The following is a 19763-nucleotide window of genomic DNA, read 5'->3' as shown; positions in this document are numbered from 1 at the left end:
ATGAACATCTTATTTACCAAAAATATAGGCCGCAATATTATATCCAAAGAATTAGGAGACGATATTGCGGTTGACTGTATTGAGGTAATACGAACAACTCCTTTGAAAGTTCAGCCTTTTGACCTGAAAAACTATTCCCTTATATTCACCAGTGTGAACGGCGTAGATTCTTTTTTCAAAAACGGTTTCGTCCCCAATGAAGATTTTACGGCAAAAAACTATAACAAAATTTACTGTGTCGGAGAAAAGACAAAAAAAGCGGTACGGAAACATGGTTTCGGAACTTTTAAGGTACTCAAAAATGCAGCCAGCCTTTCAAAATTCATTACGGGAAAATGCCAGCACGAAAATTTCCTTCATTTCTGTGGAAATCTTGCCATAAGTGTCCTGGATAATGAGCTTCCGCTGCAAAATATAAAATACAAAAAAGTTGTCGTTTATAATACGGAAGAAATTAATCCGTTGGTAACTGAAAAATATCATGCTGTCGTATTTTTTAGTCCGAGCGGAGTTCGTAGTTTTGCAAAGCAGAATTCTATGGAAGGCTTCATCCCGATATCTATCGGCGAAACGACTTCCTGTGAAATCAGGAAACACAGTTCTGTTCCGGTTTTAACGGCCGAAGGAAATACGCTCTTATCTCTTTTTAAGCTGATACGAAAAGAAATTGCAAACAAAAACTAATATACAATTGTTCACTGGCAACAATTTATGTAATAGATTATGATTAAAAACGACCTATATTTAAAAGCGCTTCGCGGAGAGACCGTAGAAAGGCCACCTGTATGGATGATGAGACAGGCAGGAAGATATTTGCCGGAATTTATTGCCCTTCGCGACAAATATGATTTCTTCACAAGATGTCAGACTCCCGAGCTTGCTTCCGAGATCACCGTACAGCCGATCCGAAGATTTCCGCTGGATGCAGCCATTTTGTTTTCGGATATTCTTGTGGTTCCGCAGGCGATGGGAATCGATTTTAAAATGAAGGAATCTGTAGGCCCTTGGCTGGATACGCCAATCAGAACGATGGAACAGGTTCAAAATGTTGCCGTTCCGGATGTGAATGATACATTAGGCTACGTTTTTGATGCCATTGAACTGACTTTACAGAAATTAGACAACGGAATTCCATTGATCGGTTTTGCAGGCTCTCCCTGGACAATTCTTTGCTACTGCGTGGAAGGAAAAGGAAGCAAGGCTTTTGATATTGCCAAATCTTTCTGCTTTACACAACCGGAAGCAGCACATTTATTACTGCAAAAAATTACTGATACCACGATTGCTTATCTGAAAAGAAAGGTTGAAAAAGGAGTATCTGCCGTTCAGGTCTTTGATTCGTGGGGCGGAATGCTTTCTCCGGCAGATTATCAGGAATTTTCATGGAAATATATCAATCAGATCGTGGAAGCATTAAGCCCGATTACGCATGTGGTGGTTTTCGGGAAAGGATGCTGGTTTGCACTGGAAGAAATGACACAGTCTCCTGTTTCAGCATTAGGCGTAGACTGGACGATTAAACCTGAATTAGCAAGAATACTGACCAATCATACGATGACGCTTCAGGGAAATTTTGATCCTGCAAGATTACATTCAACACCGGAAACGATCAAAAAAATGGTGACCGAAATGATCAACCGTTTCGGAAAAGACCGATACATTGCCAATTTAGGACATGGAATTCTACCGAATATTCCTGTGGAAAATGCAGAAGCATTTATAAGAGCGGTGGTGGATTGGAAACCGAATGCTGAGTTTTAAACTCCCACAGATTCTCACTGATTCTCACTGATTTTACAGTGTTATTCCGGAGAAATTCAAATAATAAATAAAACACCCTTTCAGCAATTGAAAGGGTATTTTTATGAGTAAAATAATTAGTTGATTTCCGTAACGAAATCTTCTTTCGGTTTTCTTATTTTGGTAAGGTTTACCAGCCAGTCGTTCGAAGGATCTCTATATCCCAAAGGCAGTAAAAGAACGCTTTTTAATCCTTTTTCCTGTAGACTCAAAATTTTATCGACTTCTTCCGGAACAAAACCTTCCATTGGTGTAGAATCTACCTCTTCAAAAGCCGCTGCGATAATTGCCGCACCAAAACCGATATAAGCCTGTTTTGCAGCATGGGTAAAGTTTTCTTCAGCAGATCTTTGCGGATACATTCCCAACAGCATCTGTCTGTAGTTTTCCCAGCCTTCATTTTCAAAGCCTCTTATTTCATTCGTAAGGTCAAACATCCTGTTGATTCTGTCTTCCGTATAATTATCCCAGGCTGCAAAAACCAACAGATGCGAGCAGTCCGTAATTTGCGGCTGATTCCAGGCATGAGGTTTTATCTGTTCCTTGATTTCCTGATTGGTAATAACAATAATTTCGAAAGGCTGCAGACCACTTGAAGTAGGAGCTAATCTCGCAGCTTCCAGTATTTTATTCACTTTTTCCTGTGGCACTTTCTGACCGTTCATTGCTTTGGTAGCATATCTCCAGTTCAGTTTTTCAATTAATTCCATAAAATTAAATTTTTAACGGAACAAAATTAATGGATGTACCACAAATACGGTTGAATGATTTTTAAATCTGAAATATTGCTAATATCTATTAAACAAGTGGATTCACCCTTTCTACCGGGCTAGAAATCTGGTCTGCAAAATATCTTTCCAGATCTTTCAGGGTTTCCGGATTGGTCTGGATATCTTTTACCAGCTGTCCTTTATTAACCACCACAATTCTGTTGCAAACTTCTGTGGTGTGCGAAAGATCGTGACTGGAAATCAGGAACGTAACACCTTCCTGTTTTGAAAGTTCTTTAATGAGGTTTTTAAGCTTAATCTGCGTGGAAGGATCAAGGTTGGCAAAAGGCTCATCCAAAATAATGATTTCGGGATTTCCGATAATGGCTCCTACAATGCCCACTTTTTTCTGGTTCCCTTTAGAAAGGTCACGGACATATTTCCCGGAATTTAAAATTTCACCGCTGAAAAGATCATGAAACTGTTTTAAAAATTCGTCCACGGAAGCCTTGTTCTGCCCTCTTAATTCCCCTATAAAATAAAAATATTCTTCCGGAGTAAGATAGCCGATCAGGAAAGAATCATCTACAAAAGCGGAAACTTTGTTTTTCCACGCTTCAGATTCGTGCACTTTGATACCGTCGATGCTTACACAGCCCGTCGTAGCCTGGATAAGATCAAGCATAAGGCTAAACAGTGTCGTTTTTCCTGCACCGTTGTTTCCTACCAAACCGAAAGTTTCACCATTCGGAATTTCAAGATGTTCTATATTTAAAACGGTTGCTTTGCCGTATGTTTTTGTTAAATTATTAATTGTGATCATATTAGTCTTTATTTTTAAATGCTTCTAATGTGCTGTATTTTTCTACCTTGTAATGTCTTACGATAATATCGAATATTTTTTCTCTCAGTAAAAATCCTATTAACCCTAAAACGGCAATGCTGATAACTCCCGCCGTAATATTAAAGAAATACTGCATCAATCCAAAAACGGCCATCGGTAAAAATAATTTAGGAATCAGCAGCAGCAAAGATTTCATATTAAAGCTGTTTTTTTGCCCGAATCTTTTTTCTTTGGCATTCAGGTCGATCTGCATTTTATTGAAGGCACCGGACCAAAGTGTGAACTGAGAATTAACACCAATGTTATAAATTCCTGCCGCAAAAAAAGTAAGGTACATATCCCATCCGAAATAGACATAGCACAACGCCAGAATAATCGAAAAACCCGTTACAATATTCATCAGCCACCATTTTGCTTTTAAATATTCTTTGTAAGGAACATTCAGCGTCATCATCAGCGGATAATACGAACTGTCGAAAGCAGGCACCCGCTGCCCGAACATAAACTGAAATCCTCCGGTTACAAACAATCCCATGAACATCATCATGGCCGGAGTTTTATAAATTGGAGAAGAGAACATCAGCAATCCGTAGAATAGAAACAGGAAGCTTCCCCATACAATTCCTTTGGTAACTTTGTTTCGCTTCAGCAATTTAATATCGTTATTGATGAATGTTCCGATGGCTCCGTATTTGTTCAGGAACGTGATATTTTCTGTTTTCCCGACTTCTTTTTTAGCTTCAAGTCCCTGATCGAGATAAAATATTTTCCGGATATGACTGAAACAGATTTTCCATAAAGCCAAAAATAACACAACGGAAATTATCAGGAAATAAGGTTTTTCATAAAAATTAAAGAAAAAATTCTCAGAATACTCCAGAACAGGAACGATATGGTAATAGGCTAATGCTGCCACGCCCGTAAAAATACAGCCGATTACAATAGCAATTATTTCTTTATCATTAAAAAGAATATTGATGAAATTATTAAGATAAAATAACAGGGAAATCCCGATAAGCCAAGCAACAACACCCAATGCATTATATCCGTTGAACAATGCAATGATAGCAAAAGTAATCAGAAACAGGGAATTCAGCCAACTGAACGCAGACAAAAAGGTTTTTCCCATCATATAATTCACCAGTGTCTTCTTAGAAATATTAAGCGTGAGAAAAGGCTTGATGTTTTGAGTGGGCAATTCCTGCCAGATGTATTTCACAATCAAATCAACCGCCCAGGCTGCAATCATAAATCTTGAAACCACTTGTATAGGGTTCTGATGCATTTCCTCCTGGATGTAGAAGAATGCACCAAACGCTCCTCCTACAAGGCATGCCATAAAATAAAGAATTCCGATAAACCGAAGAATCTTCATCGCCAAGTTGATTCCTAAAGAACTTCCTCGAAAAAAACTTTTGAACTCTAATTTCAGGAACTTTACAAACATAGTTATCTTTTATTTACATTAGTTTGCATAAAGATACAATTGTTACAGTTTTTTAGCTTTAAGAGTGCTTTTAAATTTTACTTAATACATTTTATAGCTTCTTTCTTAATTTTCTAAATTAAAATAAACTAAGCTTATTCTTAAAATTAACATTAAGAATTTAAGTGCGTTAAACTGATTATAATTAAGCAATCAATAAATTGATTGTTATTAAGTTTTTTAAGCTAAAGAAGCTTAATGCCTTAATGGTAAAAATAAATTTCAAATGTAAACACGCTTTAAAGAGCTGTCGTTTTGTTTTGGTCAAAACAAAACTGTTTTAAATTACTTTACATCTGAGTAGATTTAAATTCATTTTAAGACTGACTGAAAGAAACTTACTATTAAATATTGCCATTGCAAAGCTGACCTATGTAATTTGTAATCTGTGTAATCAGCGGGATAATTCAGATCCTTTCAGGATGACAAACAGATTGGATAAAGCACAAAAAAACTTCCGAAAATCCGGAAGTCTTTTTTTATATTTTAAAAATTACCCTATTAATTCTTTCGCCTGTGCCAATGCGGCTTCTGTAATTTTACTTCCTGAAAGTAACTGTGCAATTTCGTTGAGTTTCTCTTCATCACTTAAAGGAACAATGGTAGATTGCGTTCTCCCGGCAACGTCCTGCTTCACCACTTTATAATTATTATTTCCTTTTGCGGCAACCTGAGCGAGGTGTGAAATCACGATCAGCTGCATATCGGCAGACATTTCGCGCATCAGATTTCCGATTTCTTCGGCTACTTTTCCCGAAACTCCGGTATCAATTTCGTCTAAAATTAAGGTTGGAAGCTCGTCGCTTTCGGCAATAATCTTTTTCACAGCCAGCATCACCCTAGATCTTTCACCACCGGAAATGGCGGTCTGAATAGGTTTTAAAGGAAATCCGGAATTAGCCTGAAATAACAGCTGTATATTTTCTTTCCCGAACTGGTTGAAATCCGTAGCATCCTGCAATTCAATATCCACTCTCGCTTTTTCAAGACCTAGTTTTTTGAGCAAAGATTCTGTTTTCTGAATGAAAACAGCAATATTTTTCTTCCTGTTTTTCGATAATGTAGCCGCTAAAGACTTAAGCGTTTTTTCTTTTTTAGCAATATTAGCCTGAATTTCTTCAATCTGCGATTCCAGTTCCGAAGCTCCCAACTGTTCTCCTGACAGCTGATCTCTGATTTCTTTTAATTCCGAAACATCAGTAACATTGTGCTTTACAAAGAGACTGTTGATCCTGTTATTTAATTCGATTAATAAAAACAGGTTTTCAGGATTTACCTCAATATTTTCCGCTTCATCTTCCAGCTCTGAAATAATGTCTTTTAATTCTACGAAAGAAGTTTCAAGCCGTTCATTAAGTTCTTCAAAACTACCGGAAACTTCCGCTATTCTGGAAAGTTTATTTTTAGCTTCATTAAAAAATGACAGAATTCCAACTTCTTCCTGATGAAACCTTGACAAAACCTGAGCCAGATTATCAGAGATCATTTCCGCATTTTCCTGGATAGAAAGCTGGTTCTGAAGTTCTTCATAATCTACATCATCAAGATGAAGCTCTTCAAGCTCATTTAACAAAAATGTTTTATAATCGCTTTCCTTATTGGCTTCCGCAAGCTGGGTCTGAAGCTTTTTAAGCTGTATTTTAAGACTTTGGAAATCCGAAAATTCATTTTGATAATCATGAATGATCTGTTTGTTTTCAGAAAGCCCGTCGATAATTTTAAATTGATATTCTGCCGTAAAAAGATTGGACGTTTCAAACTGTGAATGAATATCGATCAGCTGAGAAGACAATTCTTTTAAAATATCCAGGGTAACCGGAACATCATTGATAAAAGCCCTTGATTTTCCGGAAGGTAAGATTTCTCTCCGGATAATGGTCTGATGCTCATAATCCAGATCGTTTTCGATAAAGAATTTTTTAAACTGGTTATTTAAAGAAAATTCTGTCTCAACGATGCTTTTTTCTTCTGCTTTAGAGATCGATTTTACATCTGCCCTTTCTCCAAGGATCAGTCGTAAAGCACCCAAAATAATAGATTTCCCGGCGCCGGTTTCCCCGGTAATCACCTGCAGACCGTTATGTAATGATACTTCAAGGGTATCAATAAGGGCAAAATTTTTAATGTATATTCTCGAAAGCATTGATAATAGCGGTTACTTTAGCTATTGCAAATATAGAACATTAGATTTCAGGATTCAAGCGAAGATTACTGTTTCCATTTGTTCCAGCGGGATTCTGTGCTTTTAGGAGAAATAACGATCATTACATTCTTCAAATCTCCCAAAACAATTCCTCCGTTGTTGCCCGTATTAAAGATATTAAAAATTTCATCTGCCTTCGTATCCATAAAAAGATTAAAGAAATACGCCTGCTGGAAAGAATTTTCGTATTGTCTTAATTGCATCAGCGCATCAAAAATTACTTTTTTGGCGCCTGTCTGATCCTGATTAAAAAGATTATCAAGTCCTGCCCTGTGATAAGAATAGATGGTTGCACGCAGCTGGCTCCAGTTCGGGCTCAAAATTTCCCTGATTAAAACGGAACGGCTTCTTGGTTCATTAATCTGCTTCCACCCGTCGTATGTATTCTGCGATTCTCCGTTTTGTGCGATTTGCTGTGCTTTCTGAAACCACTGTGTTCCTGCCATCGACTGAAAGCTGTCTGCATCAACTCCTAAAATTACATAAACATAAAAGCTGATCACATCAATAAGGTTTTTCCCGGAAAATTGTCTTTCGTTAAAAATAAGGTTTTCATTCTCCACATAATCAAAAGAAAAGCGCTGATCCTGAAGATTAAGAAGCGGAGATTCATACGTCGTATTATAGACAGGGCGAACTGCCTGAACTACTATGCTTCCCCGGAATCGGTTTCCGTCTCTTTCGCTGATGACGATTGCGAAATTTGATTTTATTTTTTCAAAGTTCTGGAGCCTTTTTCCTGTCCAGCTCGTATTGTTGATGAAATCTTTCAGGCTTTTTTCCAGCGCTTTGTACGCCGACTGGTTGCTTCCTCCCAACTGTTGGGCATTTACCTGAACGGTAGCCAGCAATTCCTGCGAGAAACTGAGATTACACAAAAACAGAAGTAATAATATGCTTATAAATTTTTTCATTTTCCTAATAAAGATTGAGAACGGAAATTTATTAAAATTATTCTTATCAAACGATAAAAATCTCCGGAATTGAATGCTAAAATCTGATATTGTAGGGTAATAGTCTGTGATTAGTTATGGTAAAACCCGCTGTCTTTTTTCATGGCTTTAAAATACAGGAGAAAATTGTCCATCAACTTGCGTTAATAATCCATTTTAAAATTTCCTCTGCTTTGGCAACTTTGCATCATCAATAATGATATAACCTAAAAACATTAAAAAATGACACATTTTCAAGTTCCGGCAAGAGATGAAGTATCTGCGGAAAACCAGGAGATTTTTGATAATCTTAAAAAGGGATTAGGAATGGTTCCCAATCTTTATGCAGTAATGGCATTATCTGAAACGGCTCTAAAAAATTATCTTACGTTTCAGAATGCTAAAACAGCTTTTTCAAATAAGGAAAAACAGGCTGTAAATCTCATCGTAAGCCAGGTGAATGACTGCCATTACTGTCAGTCTGCACATACTTTACTGGCGACTATGAACGGATTTACAGAAGAGCAGACCCTTGAAATCAGAAAAGGAGATGTTTCTTTTGATCACAAATTAAATGTTTTGGTACAGCTCGCCAAAGAAATAACCGTAAAAAAAGGATTTGCTTCCGATGAGTCTATTGAAGCTTTTATCAATGCAGGCTACACAAAAGCGCATGTAGTTGAGCTTGTGTTGTTAGTTGCAGAAAAAACCGCAATGAATTATTTACATGCTGTAACGAAAGTAGAAATTGATTTTCCATTGGCAAAAGTTATTTAAATTATAATCTATGAAATGATGCTGCCATTTCACCAATGCAGCATCATTTTTTAAAACTAAAGAAATGGAAGAAAAAAGATTACCCGTTCCGCCATTTACACTCGAAACTGCTTTGCAAAAAGTTCAGATGGCTGAAGATGCCTGGAATACAAAAGACCCCGAAAAAGTCTGCCTGGCTTATACGAAAGATACCGAATGGAGAAACCGAACTGATTTCATCAACGGAAGAGAGGAAGTAAAGCAATTTCTAAAACAAAAATGGGAAAAGGAATTGGAATATAAACTCAGGAAAGAACTATGGGGTTTCAGGGAAAACCGGATGGCGGTGCGTTTTGAATATGAATGGCATGATACTGCCGGACAATGGTTTCGCAGCTACGGGAATGAGCTTTGGGAATTTGATGATAACGGATACATGCAAAAAAGATTTGCCAGTATTAACGACCTTCCGATTAAAGAAACAGAGCGTAGATTAAAATAATATATTTGTGATATGGAAAATCAAATGGTGCATACGCTTATCAATCCCCAGAACGGAAATCTGGCATTTAAAATTTTTTCATTTGAAGATGATTCTTATTTCGATCATATTCAGCGGAACAACTATTATTCTTTAATATGGCTTCAGGGAAACGGCATTGTAAAAGCCGATTTTTCAGAATATGAATTTACCGGGAACAGCCTGTTTGCTTTTTCGCCATACCAGCCTTTTATGATCCGTTCAAAGAAACAGGTTACAGGTATTGCGCTGCATTTTCACCCGGACTTTTTCTGCATCCATAAGCATCAGGCAGAAGTTGCATGCAACGGAATATTGTTTAATAATATTTACAAACCACCATTTGTAGAAATTAATCAAGAGGCTTCACCAAAACTCAAAGTTCTGATTGAGCAAATGAGGGCTGAAATGCAAAATCCTGCGCTCGCTCAATATGAGCTATTAATTTCTTATCTGAAAATATTTTTAATTACGTTATGCCGACTGAAAGCTGAACAGCAGCCTGATACTTTTATTGCTACGGCTGATGTAAGAGAACCTTTTATTCTTCAAAATCTCAAAGATGCGATAGAAAGAGATTTCAAGAAAAAGCACTCGGCAAGCGATTATGCCGAATCTTTAAATATTTCTGCTAAAGCTTTGGCTAAAATCACAAAAGGACATTTCAACAGAACCCTTACAGAATTGATCTCTGAAAGAATAATTATTGAAGCTAAACGGGAGCTGTACCTTACAAACAAAGCCGTAAAAGAAATTGCATATGAATTGGGATATCAGGACGAATATTATTTCAGCAGGTTCTTCAAGGCTAACGTGAGCATTTCGCCTCAGATGTATCGTGAAACGGTTGGCTTTGGAAGAAGCATGCTAAATTAAGCCAGCACGATCATTGTATGGTTAAAATATCAGATAAAAAATTTAAATTGATATTATTTTAAAAGTTGTCCTTCAATACAATCCAGAATATCTTTAGCGACCTCTTCTTTAGATTTCAGGTTAAATTCTTTCTTTTCCGTTTTGGTAAATATTTTTATTTTATTGGTATCGTTCTTAAATCCGGCGCCTTCGTCACGTAAGGAATTCAAAACAATCATATCCAGATTTTTCTTCTCCAGTTTACCTTTGGCATTTTCTTCTTCATTTTGAGTTTCCAGCGCAAAACCAACCAAAAACTGATGTGTTTTCTTTTCGCCCATAGTCTTCAGAATGTCAGGATTTTTAACCAGCTCAATGGTTAAATTTTCATCATTCTTTTTAATTTTTTCTTCGGCTACTTCTTTGGGAGCATAGTCGGCAACAGCTGCGCTCGCAATTCCGATATCTGCGGAATCATAGAATTCAAAAACCTTTGCCAGCATTTCTTTTGCAGAAATTACTCTATGAAGCTCAATGTTTTTATGAATTGCTTTCTCAGCACTCGGCCCCGAAATCAAAATAACTTTTGCGCCTCTTTTGGAAGCTTCTTCTGCGAGAGAAAATCCCATTTTACCTGAAGAATGATTTCCTATAAATCTAACAGGATCGATGGCTTCATAGGTAGGTCCGGCCGTAATTAAAACGGTTTTGCCTTCCAGCGTTTTTTGAGTATCTGCATTAAAAAAATCTTCAATTGTTTGGGCAATGGTTGCGGGTTCAGACATTCTCCCCTGACCGCTCAGTCCGCTTGCCAGCTCGCCGCTTTCGGCAGGAATTACAATATGCCCGAAGCTTTCCGCCAGCTCAAGATTCTTTTTGGTTGAAGGGTGTGCATACATATCAAGATCCATTGCCGGGGCGATAAAAACCGGGCATTTTGCGGACATATAAGTTGCAATTACCAAGTTATCACACATGCCGTGAACCATTTTGGATAGGGTGCCTGCGGTACACGGAGCAATAATCATCACGTCTGCCCAAAGCGCCATTTCCACATGGCTGTTCCAGGTTCCGTTGTCATTGTAAAAATCTGAGTATACCGGCTTTTTGGAGAGTGTTGAAATACTAAGCTTGGTTACAAAATGTTCGGCATCAGGTGTCATAATAACCTGTACTTCTGCACCTTTTTTAATAAAATCCCTGATCAGAAAGTGAATTTTGTACGCTGCAATTCCTCCTGAAACAGCGAGGAGAATTTTTTTCCCGGAAAGGTTCATTCCATTTAAATTTTATGAATACTAATTTACTTAATTTTTCTTACAAACCTATTCCAACAACAAAGGTCATAAGAAAAGATTTTCTTATGACCTTCATTATAAAAAATACATTGATTCTTATTTTCTTTCTTCAGTTTTTCTGAAGTAGATATCATCGTTCAGCCATTCTTCGATAGCAATGGAAGTTGGCTTCGGAAGCTTTTCGTAATGTTTTGAGATTTCGATCTGCTCTCTGTTTTCGAAAACTTCTTCCAATGTAGAATTGTGAACAGCAAATTCATCAAGCTTATTGTGAAGTTCCGTACGGATTTCAGCATTGATCTGCTCTGCTCTTTTTCCCATGATAACAATCGCTTCGTAGATTGAGCCTACTTTGTCTTCAATCTTATCCTTATCGTAAGTAATGGTATTTACTTCTGCTTTTGTATCTTTTACACTCATTTTGAGAATATTATTTTTATTTAAGTTCGCAAATTTACGAATTATCTTTGAATTTTAAAAGTGGCTGCGGGCGGAGGCGTATTAATCGCTGCACTATCCCTCTGGATCTGCATTGCTTTCTTTTCTGCCTCTACCTGATCTTTCATCTGCTGCTCCGTTTTTACTTTTTCGTCATTCTGAGCCTGCAGTCTTTTCTGCCTTTCCGTTAGTGCCGCAATTTTCGCTTCGGTCTGCTTCTTCACAACTACGAAATCTTTCTTTTCTTTTTCAAGCTTTTCCCTGATATCCAGTGCTGTTTTGGCAAGCTCGGTATTGGGCATTTCTTTTTCGATCTGTCTTGTGAAAGCCAATGCACTTTCTATCCGCTCGTCTTTCAGGTCATAAACCGATTTTGTTGCAAGTTCATAACGTGCCTTTATGATATAATCGTAGATCTGCGGACGAAGTTTCGTACTTGGAAAATCTTCAAGAACGTTTTCCAGCGCTACGTTAGCTGCTTTATATTCTCCCATTTTGAAGTATTGCCTGGCATTTTCATAGGCTTTGAATTCAAGCTTATAAGACAGTTCATCAATCAGGGTATTGATATTTTTAGATCTTTCGGAGTTCGGATAATTATTCAGGAATTCCTGTAGTTCCGTGATGGCAGATTGTGTGGTAGACTGATCCAGGTTGTAATCCATAGATCCTTCATAGTAACATAAAGCGGCCATATAAGCTGCTTCTTCTGCTCTGGGGTCTTTCGGAAAATTTACCGCAAAGTTTTTAAACTGATTTCCTGCTAATCTGAAATTCTTATCGTAATAATTGGCATACGCTGTGTTAAAGGCAACATTCGGGAAGTCATCCGTTCCTGCCACTAAGTTGGCAAGCCTGTCGTAAAGAGCCAATGCATTTTTCCATTTCTTTTTGGCGAAATTATCATTGGCGGTTTTCAGGATGAGGTTTTTATCCGCGCTTTTCATTGCTCTTTCCTGATTGCTCACGCACGATGCTACTACTGCAACAGCAAAAAGACCTAAAATATATTTTTTCATATAAAAAATTCAACAGTTTTCGGATGGTACAGCCGATTTACTAATTTGCAAAAATATAACTTTTTTGTCAATAGATTTTTTTTTATGATTATTTAACGTAATTTTAGTCTGCAGCGTATCCCAAAATTGCGAAAACGCTCATTAGGAGATTCATTCTTACTTTTTTTTCGGCTTCTTTCATATAGGTTTCCTCACTTTTATTGGGAACATAGAGTTCATAGAAACTTCGGTTGCGGATTACAAATAAGGTTGAGCCGATGATGGTGGTGAGAACATCTTCAGGCTTTGGCGTAAAGGTAAAAACGCCTGATGTGACGCCTTTTTTAATTACCTCATCCAGTTTTTTTACAAAAAGCTGGTAGAAATCCATCAATTCGTCTTTGAGGTTTTCAGTATGGCGTAGTTCCTGGGTAACGAACCCATGAAAATAATTATACTTAAATAATTGTGTGACAATATATTTGATAATTTCTTTCATCTGCATTTCGGGTCTTCCTTCTTTAATGGTGTCTGCAAACTCTGAAAAATTTTCTCTTGTTTTAAGCACCCGGTATTGGTAAAGATAAGACATCATTTTTTCTTTGGACCCAAAATAATAAGAGATCATGGCAACATTAATATTCGCTTTGGAACAGATGTCTCTTATTGATGTGCCTTCGTAGCCTTTTTTTGCAATCAGCTCTTCGGCGATGTCTAAAATATGTATTTGTTTTTCTGTAAATTTTTTCTTCATACAATGCACTTTTGAGTAAAGTTAAGAAATTTTTAACAAACTTATAAACGTTCGTTTAAGGAATTTACGCAAACTACAAATTAATTGTATTTTTGACTATGGATTTTTTTGATTTTCATCATCATAAAAGAAATATTTCTTTCGGAATTTATAATCTGGATCTGAGCAGCACTCATACAGATACTCCTTATTCTATCGGGATTCATCCAAAATCTATTAATATTAATTGTATTGAAGAGCAATTCAGCTGGATGGAATCGAATATTACCGAAAATTGTATTGCTATTGGTGAGTGCGGACTGGATTCTTTCGCCGATACAGACCAGAAGATTCAGGAGGAAGTTTTTCTGAGACAGATCAGGATTTCCAATGAGCTTAAAAAACCGGTAATCATTCATTGTGTAAGAAAATTTTATGAGCTGATTGCTTTTAAAAAGTACGCTGAACAGCCGATGATTATTCATGGTTTTAATAAAAAAGAAAGCATTGCCGGGGATCTGCTTAAAAATAATTTTTACCTGAGTTTTGGAAAAGCGGTTTTGTATAATTTATCTTTGCAAAATACTTTGAAAAATGCTCCTTTAGACAAAATCTTTTTAGAAACCGATAATGATGATTTCGACATCAGTGATCTGTACTTAAAAGTTGCGGAAATAAAAAATATTTCGCCGGAGGATTTGCATCAACAGATTTTAGAAAATTTAGAGACGATAAAAAATGGATAAATACTGGTTGGAAAGAACGGAGCTTCTGATCAAGGAAGAAGGTTTAGACAAGCTTACGAAAGCCAATGTACTGGTGGTCGGTTTGGGAGGTGTCGGTTCTTTTGCCGCAGAATTCCTTGCAAGATCCGGCGTTGGAAACATGACGATTGCAGATGGCGACACGGTAGACATTACCAACATCAACAGGCAACTTCCCGCCTTGCATTCAACGGTAGGAAAACATAAGGTGGAAGTAGTGGCAGAACGCCTTTTAGATATCAATCCCAAGCTTAATTTAACGAAAATCAATGAGTTTCTTAATCCTGAAAAGATGGACCAGGTTCTTGATGAAGGAAAATTTGATTATATCCTCGATTGTATCGACAGTGTAACGCCGAAGCTGAAGCTTCTGATTGCCGCAAGAAGGAGAAAAATAAAAGTGGTAAGTTCTATGGGAGCCGGCGGAAAAGCAGATCCCAGTAAAGTTATGGTAAGGGATATCAGCAAAACCCACAACTGCTACCTTGCAAAACAGGTACGAAAAAGATTGAAAAAAGAAAAAATAAATAAAGGAATCCGCTGTGTTTTTTCAAATGAAATTCAGAACGAGGAAAGTTTAAAAATGACTGACGGGAGCAATTATAAGAGGTCTTTTTACGGAACTATCAGCTTTATTCCTGCGATTTTCGGATTGTATGCGGCGGCAGAGGTAATTAATTACCTGGTTAAAAAAGATTAAATTCTCTTATATTTACGTCGTAAATGACAAACTTCAAATATCCCAGAGCCGAAAAACTCAAAAAAAACAACGAGATCTCTTTGCTTTTTGAAAAAGGTAAATGGAGAAGCAATGGGAATCTGAGAATCATCATCCTGAAAGACAAACCTGCTGCTCCTATTGAAAGTACGAAGTTTGCCGTTTCGGTTTCAAAAAAATTTTTTAAGAAAGCTGTACACAGAAACCGTATCAAAAGGCTGCTCAGAGAATGCTACCGACTCAATAAAAATCTTTTTAAAGAAAGTTTCGGCGATAAGACAATGGCCATGCTTTTCTGGGTCTCTCCCGAAATGCCCGATAGATTTCAGGAGGTAGAAGAGCAGTTCATTAAACTTTGCAAATCTCAAAAAGGATCCTGATCTTGGTTGTTATGATCCTCATAAAGTTTTTCTTACGTTTAGCTTTACATGATCTTTGTGAAAAATTCTGAAGTTTAATAGAGATATCAATAAACATTTTCAGAATTTATTTTTTTGTATCTTCGGAAAAACAATATGTCTGAAAATTAATATGTTAGATAATGTTCCTTACCTACCTTATATTCTGAGTGCGTTTATCGGCATCGGATTGGCAGCAGCAAGCGGATTCCGGGTATTTCTCCCGATGTTTGCCGTGAGCCTTGCTTCCTATATGCACTGGATTCCCATCAATGAACATTTTGAGTGGCTTGCAGGGCTTCCAGTTCTTATCGCTACAGGACTTGCAACGATTGTAGAAGTTTTAGCCTACTATATTCCCTTGATAGATCATTTGCTGGATACCATTTCAGTTCCTATGGCAACGATTGCGGGCTCTGTACTCTTTGCAAGCCAGTTTGTAGATCTTGGGACATTTCCACAATGGGCTTTAGCTTTAATTGCAGGAGGCGGAACAGCGGCAATCATCAGTTCCGGTTTTGCCGGGCTTCGTGCCGCATCTACCGCAACTACGGGAGGTTTAGGCAACTCTGTTGTGGGTACCGCAGAAACGGCCGGTGCAGGAATTATGACGTTTTTGGCAATAGCTGCTCCTATTCTCGCAGGCCTCTGCGCTATTGCAATGATACTTTGTATTTTGTTATTCGGACGGAAAATATGGCGGAAATTCACTAAAAATAAAGATTTTACGGAACAGTCGTAAAAACAAACAGCGGAAAATTTCCACTGTTTTGTTTTTTATTTCATTGTACAATTTCCTACAACAATTCCTAAAGGACCAACCACAGGAAAAAGGATTAATGCCAGATAATGCAAAATACCGGCTCTGTTTTTAAAAAGGATTGCAATAGCAGCTGCGTACAGTACAGCGATGGCCAGAAAAACAGTCAGTATCTGATAAGCATTTATTAACAATACATTCATAGATTATCCTTTGGTTCTGAAATCTTTAATTTCCTGAATTTTGGTTTCGTAATATTCCTTTTTTTCAGGAGTTTTTTTAATTAAAGCTTCGAATGCCTTAACCGCTTTTGTGTAAAGTTTTTGTTCCAAGTAAAGATTAGCAAGGGTTTCCGTCATCAGATGGGAAATATCATCACCTTTTTCTTTAACGGTAAAATTGCTTTCTTCCTTCAGCTGACTGATCTTAGGATTAGTTTCAATAAATGTCTCAATAACCTTATTTTTGATTTCGGTTTTATCTTTCTTCGTGTCCTCAGATCTGTCGATTTTCAGCCAGCTTTGCCATGTATTGATAAATCCCTGCACATTGCTGTCAGGAAGATTGGATTTCTTATTTTCAACAGATGAGAAGGTTTCTTTTTCCTTTTTATTCTCTTCCAGTTCTTCTGTTTTTTCCTCTTTCTTTTCAGGGTGGGGAATTGCCCATCCGGAGCCAAAGAATGACACATTCATTACGGGAGCTTCTTCTTTCTTCTCAATCTCTGCTTCCGGAGCCGTACGTTCTTCATTCGTTCCTGTAAGCCCTTCCGCTTCTTTGGTTATCTTTTCAGCAGGTTTGGTAATATCTGCGTTCTGAGGAAGCTTTTCTTTAGACTTTTCGTTTTGAATAGCTTCTGTTTTATTATCTAAAGAAATTTCAGGTTGAGGCTGAGCAGTTTCTGCAGTTTTATTTAACAAAGAATCAGGAAGGTTTGCTTCAAAGGACATGGGCCTCCAGGAAGTATTGACCTCCGAAGTTTGTTCAGCAGGCATTATTTTTTCTTCTGAAATTTCTTTTACCTGTTTTTCTGAAGATTCGGGCTGAGCATTGGTTTCCGCAAAAGGTTCTTTAATTACTTTCTCAGATTTTGATTCTTCAGATTTTACCTCAAAACTTTGGGTTTCTGAAAAGCTGATGCCGTTTCCTGTGTTTTCTGGTTCTTCTTTTATTTTAGGACTTTCGGAAGCGGCTTTTTCTTTCATTTTCCTTTCAACCTCTTCAATCAGCCTGCGCATTTCATCTTCATGCTTGCTCAAATTCGGCTGGGAAATTTCCGATACTTTATCTTCCGTATTTGGCTGTATTTTCACCTCAGGCAGGAAAGACTCCATTCCGTGGAAGCTTAATTCGGAATCATCTTGAAGGGTTTCTTGTTCTTCAGAAGAAATTTTGTCTTCATTGATAATTGTTTCCGGAGTAAATTCTGTGACTTCTTCTGTATTGCTTAGAGAATCATCCTGTTCCTGTAATTCTGTATTTTTGTTTTCAGATTTTTGTTCCGTTTCATTTGGAGCAATCCGAACATCCGTAAGAAATGATTCTGTTTCGTGGAGATTTAATTCAGATTTATTTAAAACTTCTTCTTTTTCAGATTCTGAATGTATTTTTTCTTCTTCAATAATGGTTCCCGGTGTAAAACTTTCAGCCTCAACAATTTCAGAACTTTTATTTTCCTGAGTATTGTATTGATTTTCTATCGGTGCATCCTGTTTTTTATCCAATTTCTGGGTAATGATGGAGCCTGATTCTAAGGTAGATTCCAGATCAATCACCTCAACATTTTCATCTTCAAGAAAATTTTCTTCTCCTTCAAATAAAATTCTGTTTCTTTCCCCGTTTACAAAAACTTCTTTGGCTTCAGGCTTCGGTTCCGGAGGAATTCCGAAACTGCTTTCATTTTCGATAACTTCTCCTGTCTTATCTTCAACGGTTTCAGGCTGGGTTTCTGCTACAGCTTCCTCTTCTCTTTTCAAAGGAAAAACTGATGCTTTAGAGCGTAATAAAAGCTGAAGCGGATTTTCTGCGGGAATGATTTTCTCTTTCACCGTTTCCGAAACAATTTCTGCTTTGGGTTTCTGCTGGATTTTGCCGTTAATCAGCTGGTAAAGGATTTTTTTATCCGTAGTATATGCTGCTGTTGTAGAGAGCGCTTTTTGATAGTTTTCTTTATCATACAGATGAACCCCATACAAGTATAACGCTCTGATATTTTGAATATAGGGAAAAGAATTAATTTCCTCTTTCAGAAGGTTGAGGTCTTCCGATTGAATATTTTTTGGGGTCTTTAATAATTCTAAAACTCTATGATTCATGTTACCAGTTCGCTACAATGTCGTTAAATATTTTATTAATAATCCTGTCGGTGGCAATTTTCACCTGAGAGCTTTCGATATCAGACTGCGATAAATTGCTGTTGAAAACCGCTTCATCAGAGTAGGTTCTGTCGAAGCTCAGTTCAGGATGGAGCCTGTTTTCATAATGCACTTTCACGGTGATGGTGAGCTTATTTTGAGATTCCTGAACAACTCCTCCCGTATTTTGGTTATTAACGGTATTGGAGCTGATGGTTGTTGGTGTGATGGTATAATCTGTAATTTCACCTTCCACCAGAATATCCGGGTTTTCTTTTGTTCCTTTTAACGTAGTTCTTTGTAAAAACCTGTTCTGAATATCTGTTGAGAACTGCTGTGAAAGCGTAGGATTTACCAAAGGTGCATTGTTCGGAAATTCATTGATCTGAATTGTTTTTTCATCTTTGAGAGATGAACCCGTAAATGTATAGCACGAATTCAGCAGAGACAGGCACAACAGAAAAAGCCAGAATTTTGGCTGCCCGTTTTTGATATTTTTAATTTTAAAGTTCATTTTTAGTACCAATTTCCTGAATTTCATCATAAGTAACCTGCTTCATAGCATCTTCGTATGCAAAGTAATGAGAGGCATACGCAAAAGGTATGGTAAAAATCACACCAATAAAGCAGGCAATGATTCCCAGCTGCGATAAAAATCCTACAGCGAGTGAATATAAAAAGATTGAAAGAAGGTTCCCTTTAGTCATTACGGAAGAGATTTTCCATGCTTCTTTAATATCAATAATTCTTCCGAGAGAAATTAATGCAGGCATATAGAATCCTTTGAGACAAACGATTAAAATCGCTATGTAAACGAAGATCATATAAATTACAAAGAGAGCGGGCGGACCTGCGGAAGGATCCCGGTCTGCCATCATCGGCATCATAAACAGCATCGGAATATAAATCAGCATTACTCCGCCGAACAAAACCAGCTGTATCAGAAAGTAAGGCGTGAAATCATCAAAATTGAAAATATCTCCTGCACTCACATTTTTTCCGGCTCTTAAGTCACGGCAATATTTGTAAAAATTTCCCACAGCCAAAAGTCCGCAAAAAGGAATGATTGACATTACCATTGCAAGAAGAAATGCTCCCAGCAGGCTTCCGAAATTTGCTTTGTAAAACTCGTATCCGTTGCTGATGTATTCTCCTAATTTGAAATTGACAGGTTTTGCATTAAGTCTAATCATGAT

22 protein-coding genes are annotated in these 19763 nt (G+C 37.3%); 9 read left to right on the top strand and 13 right to left on the bottom strand.

The annotated features are described in order from the left end of the window. Together SOP96_RS15090 and hemE are read left to right on the top strand one after the other, a co-directional pair. Window positions 1-684: a uroporphyrinogen-III synthase gene (locus SOP96_RS15090; protein ID WP_326321754.1), complete on the top strand. Its 684-nt coding sequence runs from the start codon at window positions 1-3 to the stop codon at window positions 682-684. A gap of 39 nt (window positions 685-723) precedes the next feature. Continuing rightward, a complete protein-coding gene (gene hemE / locus SOP96_RS15085; RefSeq protein WP_326321753.1) occupies window positions 724-1761 on the top strand; it encodes a uroporphyrinogen decarboxylase in 1038 nt (345 codons plus the stop codon). Window positions 1762-1877: 116 nt separating this feature from the next. On the opposite strand, the gene SOP96_RS15080 is transcribed toward hemE, so the two are convergent. The 5 genes from SOP96_RS15080 to porD all read right to left on the bottom strand — a co-directional run bounded on the left by SOP96_RS15080 (window position 1878) and on the right by porD (window position 7957). Beyond that, window positions 1878-2510: an NAD(P)H-dependent oxidoreductase gene (locus SOP96_RS15080; protein ID WP_326321752.1), complete on the bottom strand. Its 633-nt coding sequence runs from the start codon at window positions 2508-2510 to the stop codon at window positions 1878-1880. Between the two features lie 88 nt (window positions 2511-2598). Then, entirely contained in the window at window positions 2599-3333 is a 735-nt protein-coding gene (locus SOP96_RS15075) for an ABC transporter ATP-binding protein (protein ID WP_326321751.1), read from the bottom strand. A 1-nt stretch (window position 3334) separates the two neighbouring features. Continuing rightward, window positions 3335-4801: a DUF5687 family protein gene (locus SOP96_RS15070; RefSeq protein ID WP_326321750.1), complete on the bottom strand. Its 1467-nt coding sequence runs from the start codon at window positions 4799-4801 to the stop codon at window positions 3335-3337. A 532-nt stretch (window positions 4802-5333) separates the two neighbouring features. Next, entirely contained in the window at window positions 5334-6983 is a 1650-nt protein-coding gene (locus tag SOP96_RS15065; RefSeq protein WP_326321749.1) for a DNA repair protein RecN, read from the bottom strand. Window positions 6984-7048: 65 nt separating this feature from the next. Further along, window positions 7049-7957: a type IX secretion system protein PorD gene (porD, locus tag SOP96_RS15060; RefSeq protein ID WP_326321748.1), complete on the bottom strand. Its 909-nt coding sequence runs from the start codon at window positions 7955-7957 to the stop codon at window positions 7049-7051. A gap of 261 nt (window positions 7958-8218) precedes the next feature. Here porD and SOP96_RS15055 point away from each other — a divergent pair, with 261 nt between their 5' ends. The 3 genes from SOP96_RS15055 (at window position 8219) to SOP96_RS15045 (ending at window position 10127) form a co-directional block, all read left to right on the top strand. Beyond that, on the top strand, window positions 8219-8752 hold the full coding sequence (locus tag SOP96_RS15055; RefSeq protein WP_326321747.1) for a carboxymuconolactone decarboxylase family protein: 534 nt from the start codon (window positions 8219-8221) through the stop codon (window positions 8750-8752). A gap of 64 nt (window positions 8753-8816) precedes the next feature. Then, window positions 8817-9233, top strand: coding sequence for a nuclear transport factor 2 family protein (locus SOP96_RS15050; protein ID WP_326321746.1), 417 nt, complete (start codon window positions 8817-8819; stop codon window positions 9231-9233). A gap of 12 nt (window positions 9234-9245) precedes the next feature. Beyond that, a complete protein-coding gene (locus SOP96_RS15045) occupies window positions 9246-10127 on the top strand; it encodes a helix-turn-helix domain-containing protein (protein WP_326321745.1) in 882 nt (293 codons plus the stop codon). Window positions 10128-10180: 53 nt separating this feature from the next. Here the strand turns inward: SOP96_RS15045 and coaBC are convergent, their stop codons facing one another. The 4 genes from coaBC to SOP96_RS15025 form a co-directional block, all read right to left on the bottom strand. Next, a complete protein-coding gene (gene coaBC / locus SOP96_RS15040) occupies window positions 10181-11383 on the bottom strand; it encodes a bifunctional phosphopantothenoylcysteine decarboxylase/phosphopantothenate--cysteine ligase CoaBC (RefSeq protein WP_326321744.1) in 1203 nt (400 codons plus the stop codon). Window positions 11384-11500: 117 nt separating this feature from the next. Beyond that, a complete protein-coding gene (locus tag SOP96_RS15035) occupies window positions 11501-11824 on the bottom strand; it encodes a DNA-directed RNA polymerase subunit omega (RefSeq protein ID WP_326321743.1) in 324 nt (107 codons plus the stop codon). Window positions 11825-11865: 41 nt separating this feature from the next. Next, window positions 11866-12861: an outer membrane protein assembly factor BamD gene (gene bamD, locus SOP96_RS15030; protein WP_326321742.1), complete on the bottom strand. Its 996-nt coding sequence runs from the start codon at window positions 12859-12861 to the stop codon at window positions 11866-11868. Between the two features lie 103 nt (window positions 12862-12964). Then, a complete protein-coding gene (locus tag SOP96_RS15025) occupies window positions 12965-13594 on the bottom strand; it encodes a TetR/AcrR family transcriptional regulator (protein ID WP_326321741.1) in 630 nt (209 codons plus the stop codon). Window positions 13595-13692: 98 nt separating this feature from the next. On the opposite strand from SOP96_RS15025, the gene SOP96_RS15020 reads away from it, so the two are divergent. The 4 genes from SOP96_RS15020 (at window position 13693) to SOP96_RS15005 (ending at window position 16195) form a co-directional block, all read left to right on the top strand. Next, complete coding sequence (locus tag SOP96_RS15020) at window positions 13693-14319, top strand: TatD family hydrolase (protein WP_326321740.1); 627 nt, start codon at window positions 13693-13695, stop codon at window positions 14317-14319. Continuing rightward, window positions 14312-15037, top strand: a complete 726-nt coding sequence (locus tag SOP96_RS15015; RefSeq protein ID WP_326321739.1) for a tRNA threonylcarbamoyladenosine dehydratase — start codon at window positions 14312-14314, stop codon at window positions 15035-15037. Before SOP96_RS15020 ends, SOP96_RS15015 begins: the two co-directional genes overlap by 8 nt. A gap of 23 nt (window positions 15038-15060) precedes the next feature. Continuing rightward, on the top strand, window positions 15061-15435 hold the full coding sequence (gene rnpA / locus SOP96_RS15010) for a ribonuclease P protein component (protein WP_326321738.1): 375 nt from the start codon (window positions 15061-15063) through the stop codon (window positions 15433-15435). A gap of 151 nt (window positions 15436-15586) precedes the next feature. Next, on the top strand, window positions 15587-16195 hold the full coding sequence (locus SOP96_RS15005; RefSeq protein WP_326321737.1) for a DUF4126 domain-containing protein: 609 nt from the start codon (window positions 15587-15589) through the stop codon (window positions 16193-16195). Window positions 16196-16230: 35 nt separating this feature from the next. On the opposite strand, the gene SOP96_RS15000 is transcribed toward SOP96_RS15005, so the two are convergent. The 4 genes from SOP96_RS15000 to SOP96_RS14985 are packed head-to-tail and all read right to left on the bottom strand — an operon-like array spanning window position 16231 to window position 19760. Next, window positions 16231-16416: a hypothetical protein gene (locus SOP96_RS15000; RefSeq protein WP_326321736.1), complete on the bottom strand. Its 186-nt coding sequence runs from the start codon at window positions 16414-16416 to the stop codon at window positions 16231-16233. A 3-nt stretch (window positions 16417-16419) separates the two neighbouring features. Beyond that, a complete protein-coding gene (locus tag SOP96_RS14995) occupies window positions 16420-18528 on the bottom strand; it encodes a hypothetical protein (protein ID WP_326321735.1) in 2109 nt (702 codons plus the stop codon). 1 nt (window position 18529) lies between these two features. Further along, window positions 18530-19081, bottom strand: a complete 552-nt coding sequence (locus tag SOP96_RS14990) for an LptE family protein (RefSeq protein WP_326321734.1) — start codon at window positions 19079-19081, stop codon at window positions 18530-18532. Beyond that, on the bottom strand, window positions 19071-19760 hold the full coding sequence (locus SOP96_RS14985) for a hypothetical protein (protein ID WP_326321733.1): 690 nt from the start codon (window positions 19758-19760) through the stop codon (window positions 19071-19073). Before SOP96_RS14985 ends, SOP96_RS14990 begins: the two co-directional genes overlap by 11 nt. Window positions 19761-19763: the final 3 nt, after the last annotated feature.

The organism is Chryseobacterium salviniae, from assembly GCF_035819015.1.
Taxonomy (GTDB): domain Bacteria; phylum Bacteroidota; class Bacteroidia; order Flavobacteriales; family Weeksellaceae; genus Chryseobacterium; species Chryseobacterium salviniae.
The sequence above is the reverse complement of the archived record's forward strand: the minus strand, read 5'-3'. Positions and strand labels throughout refer to the sequence as shown.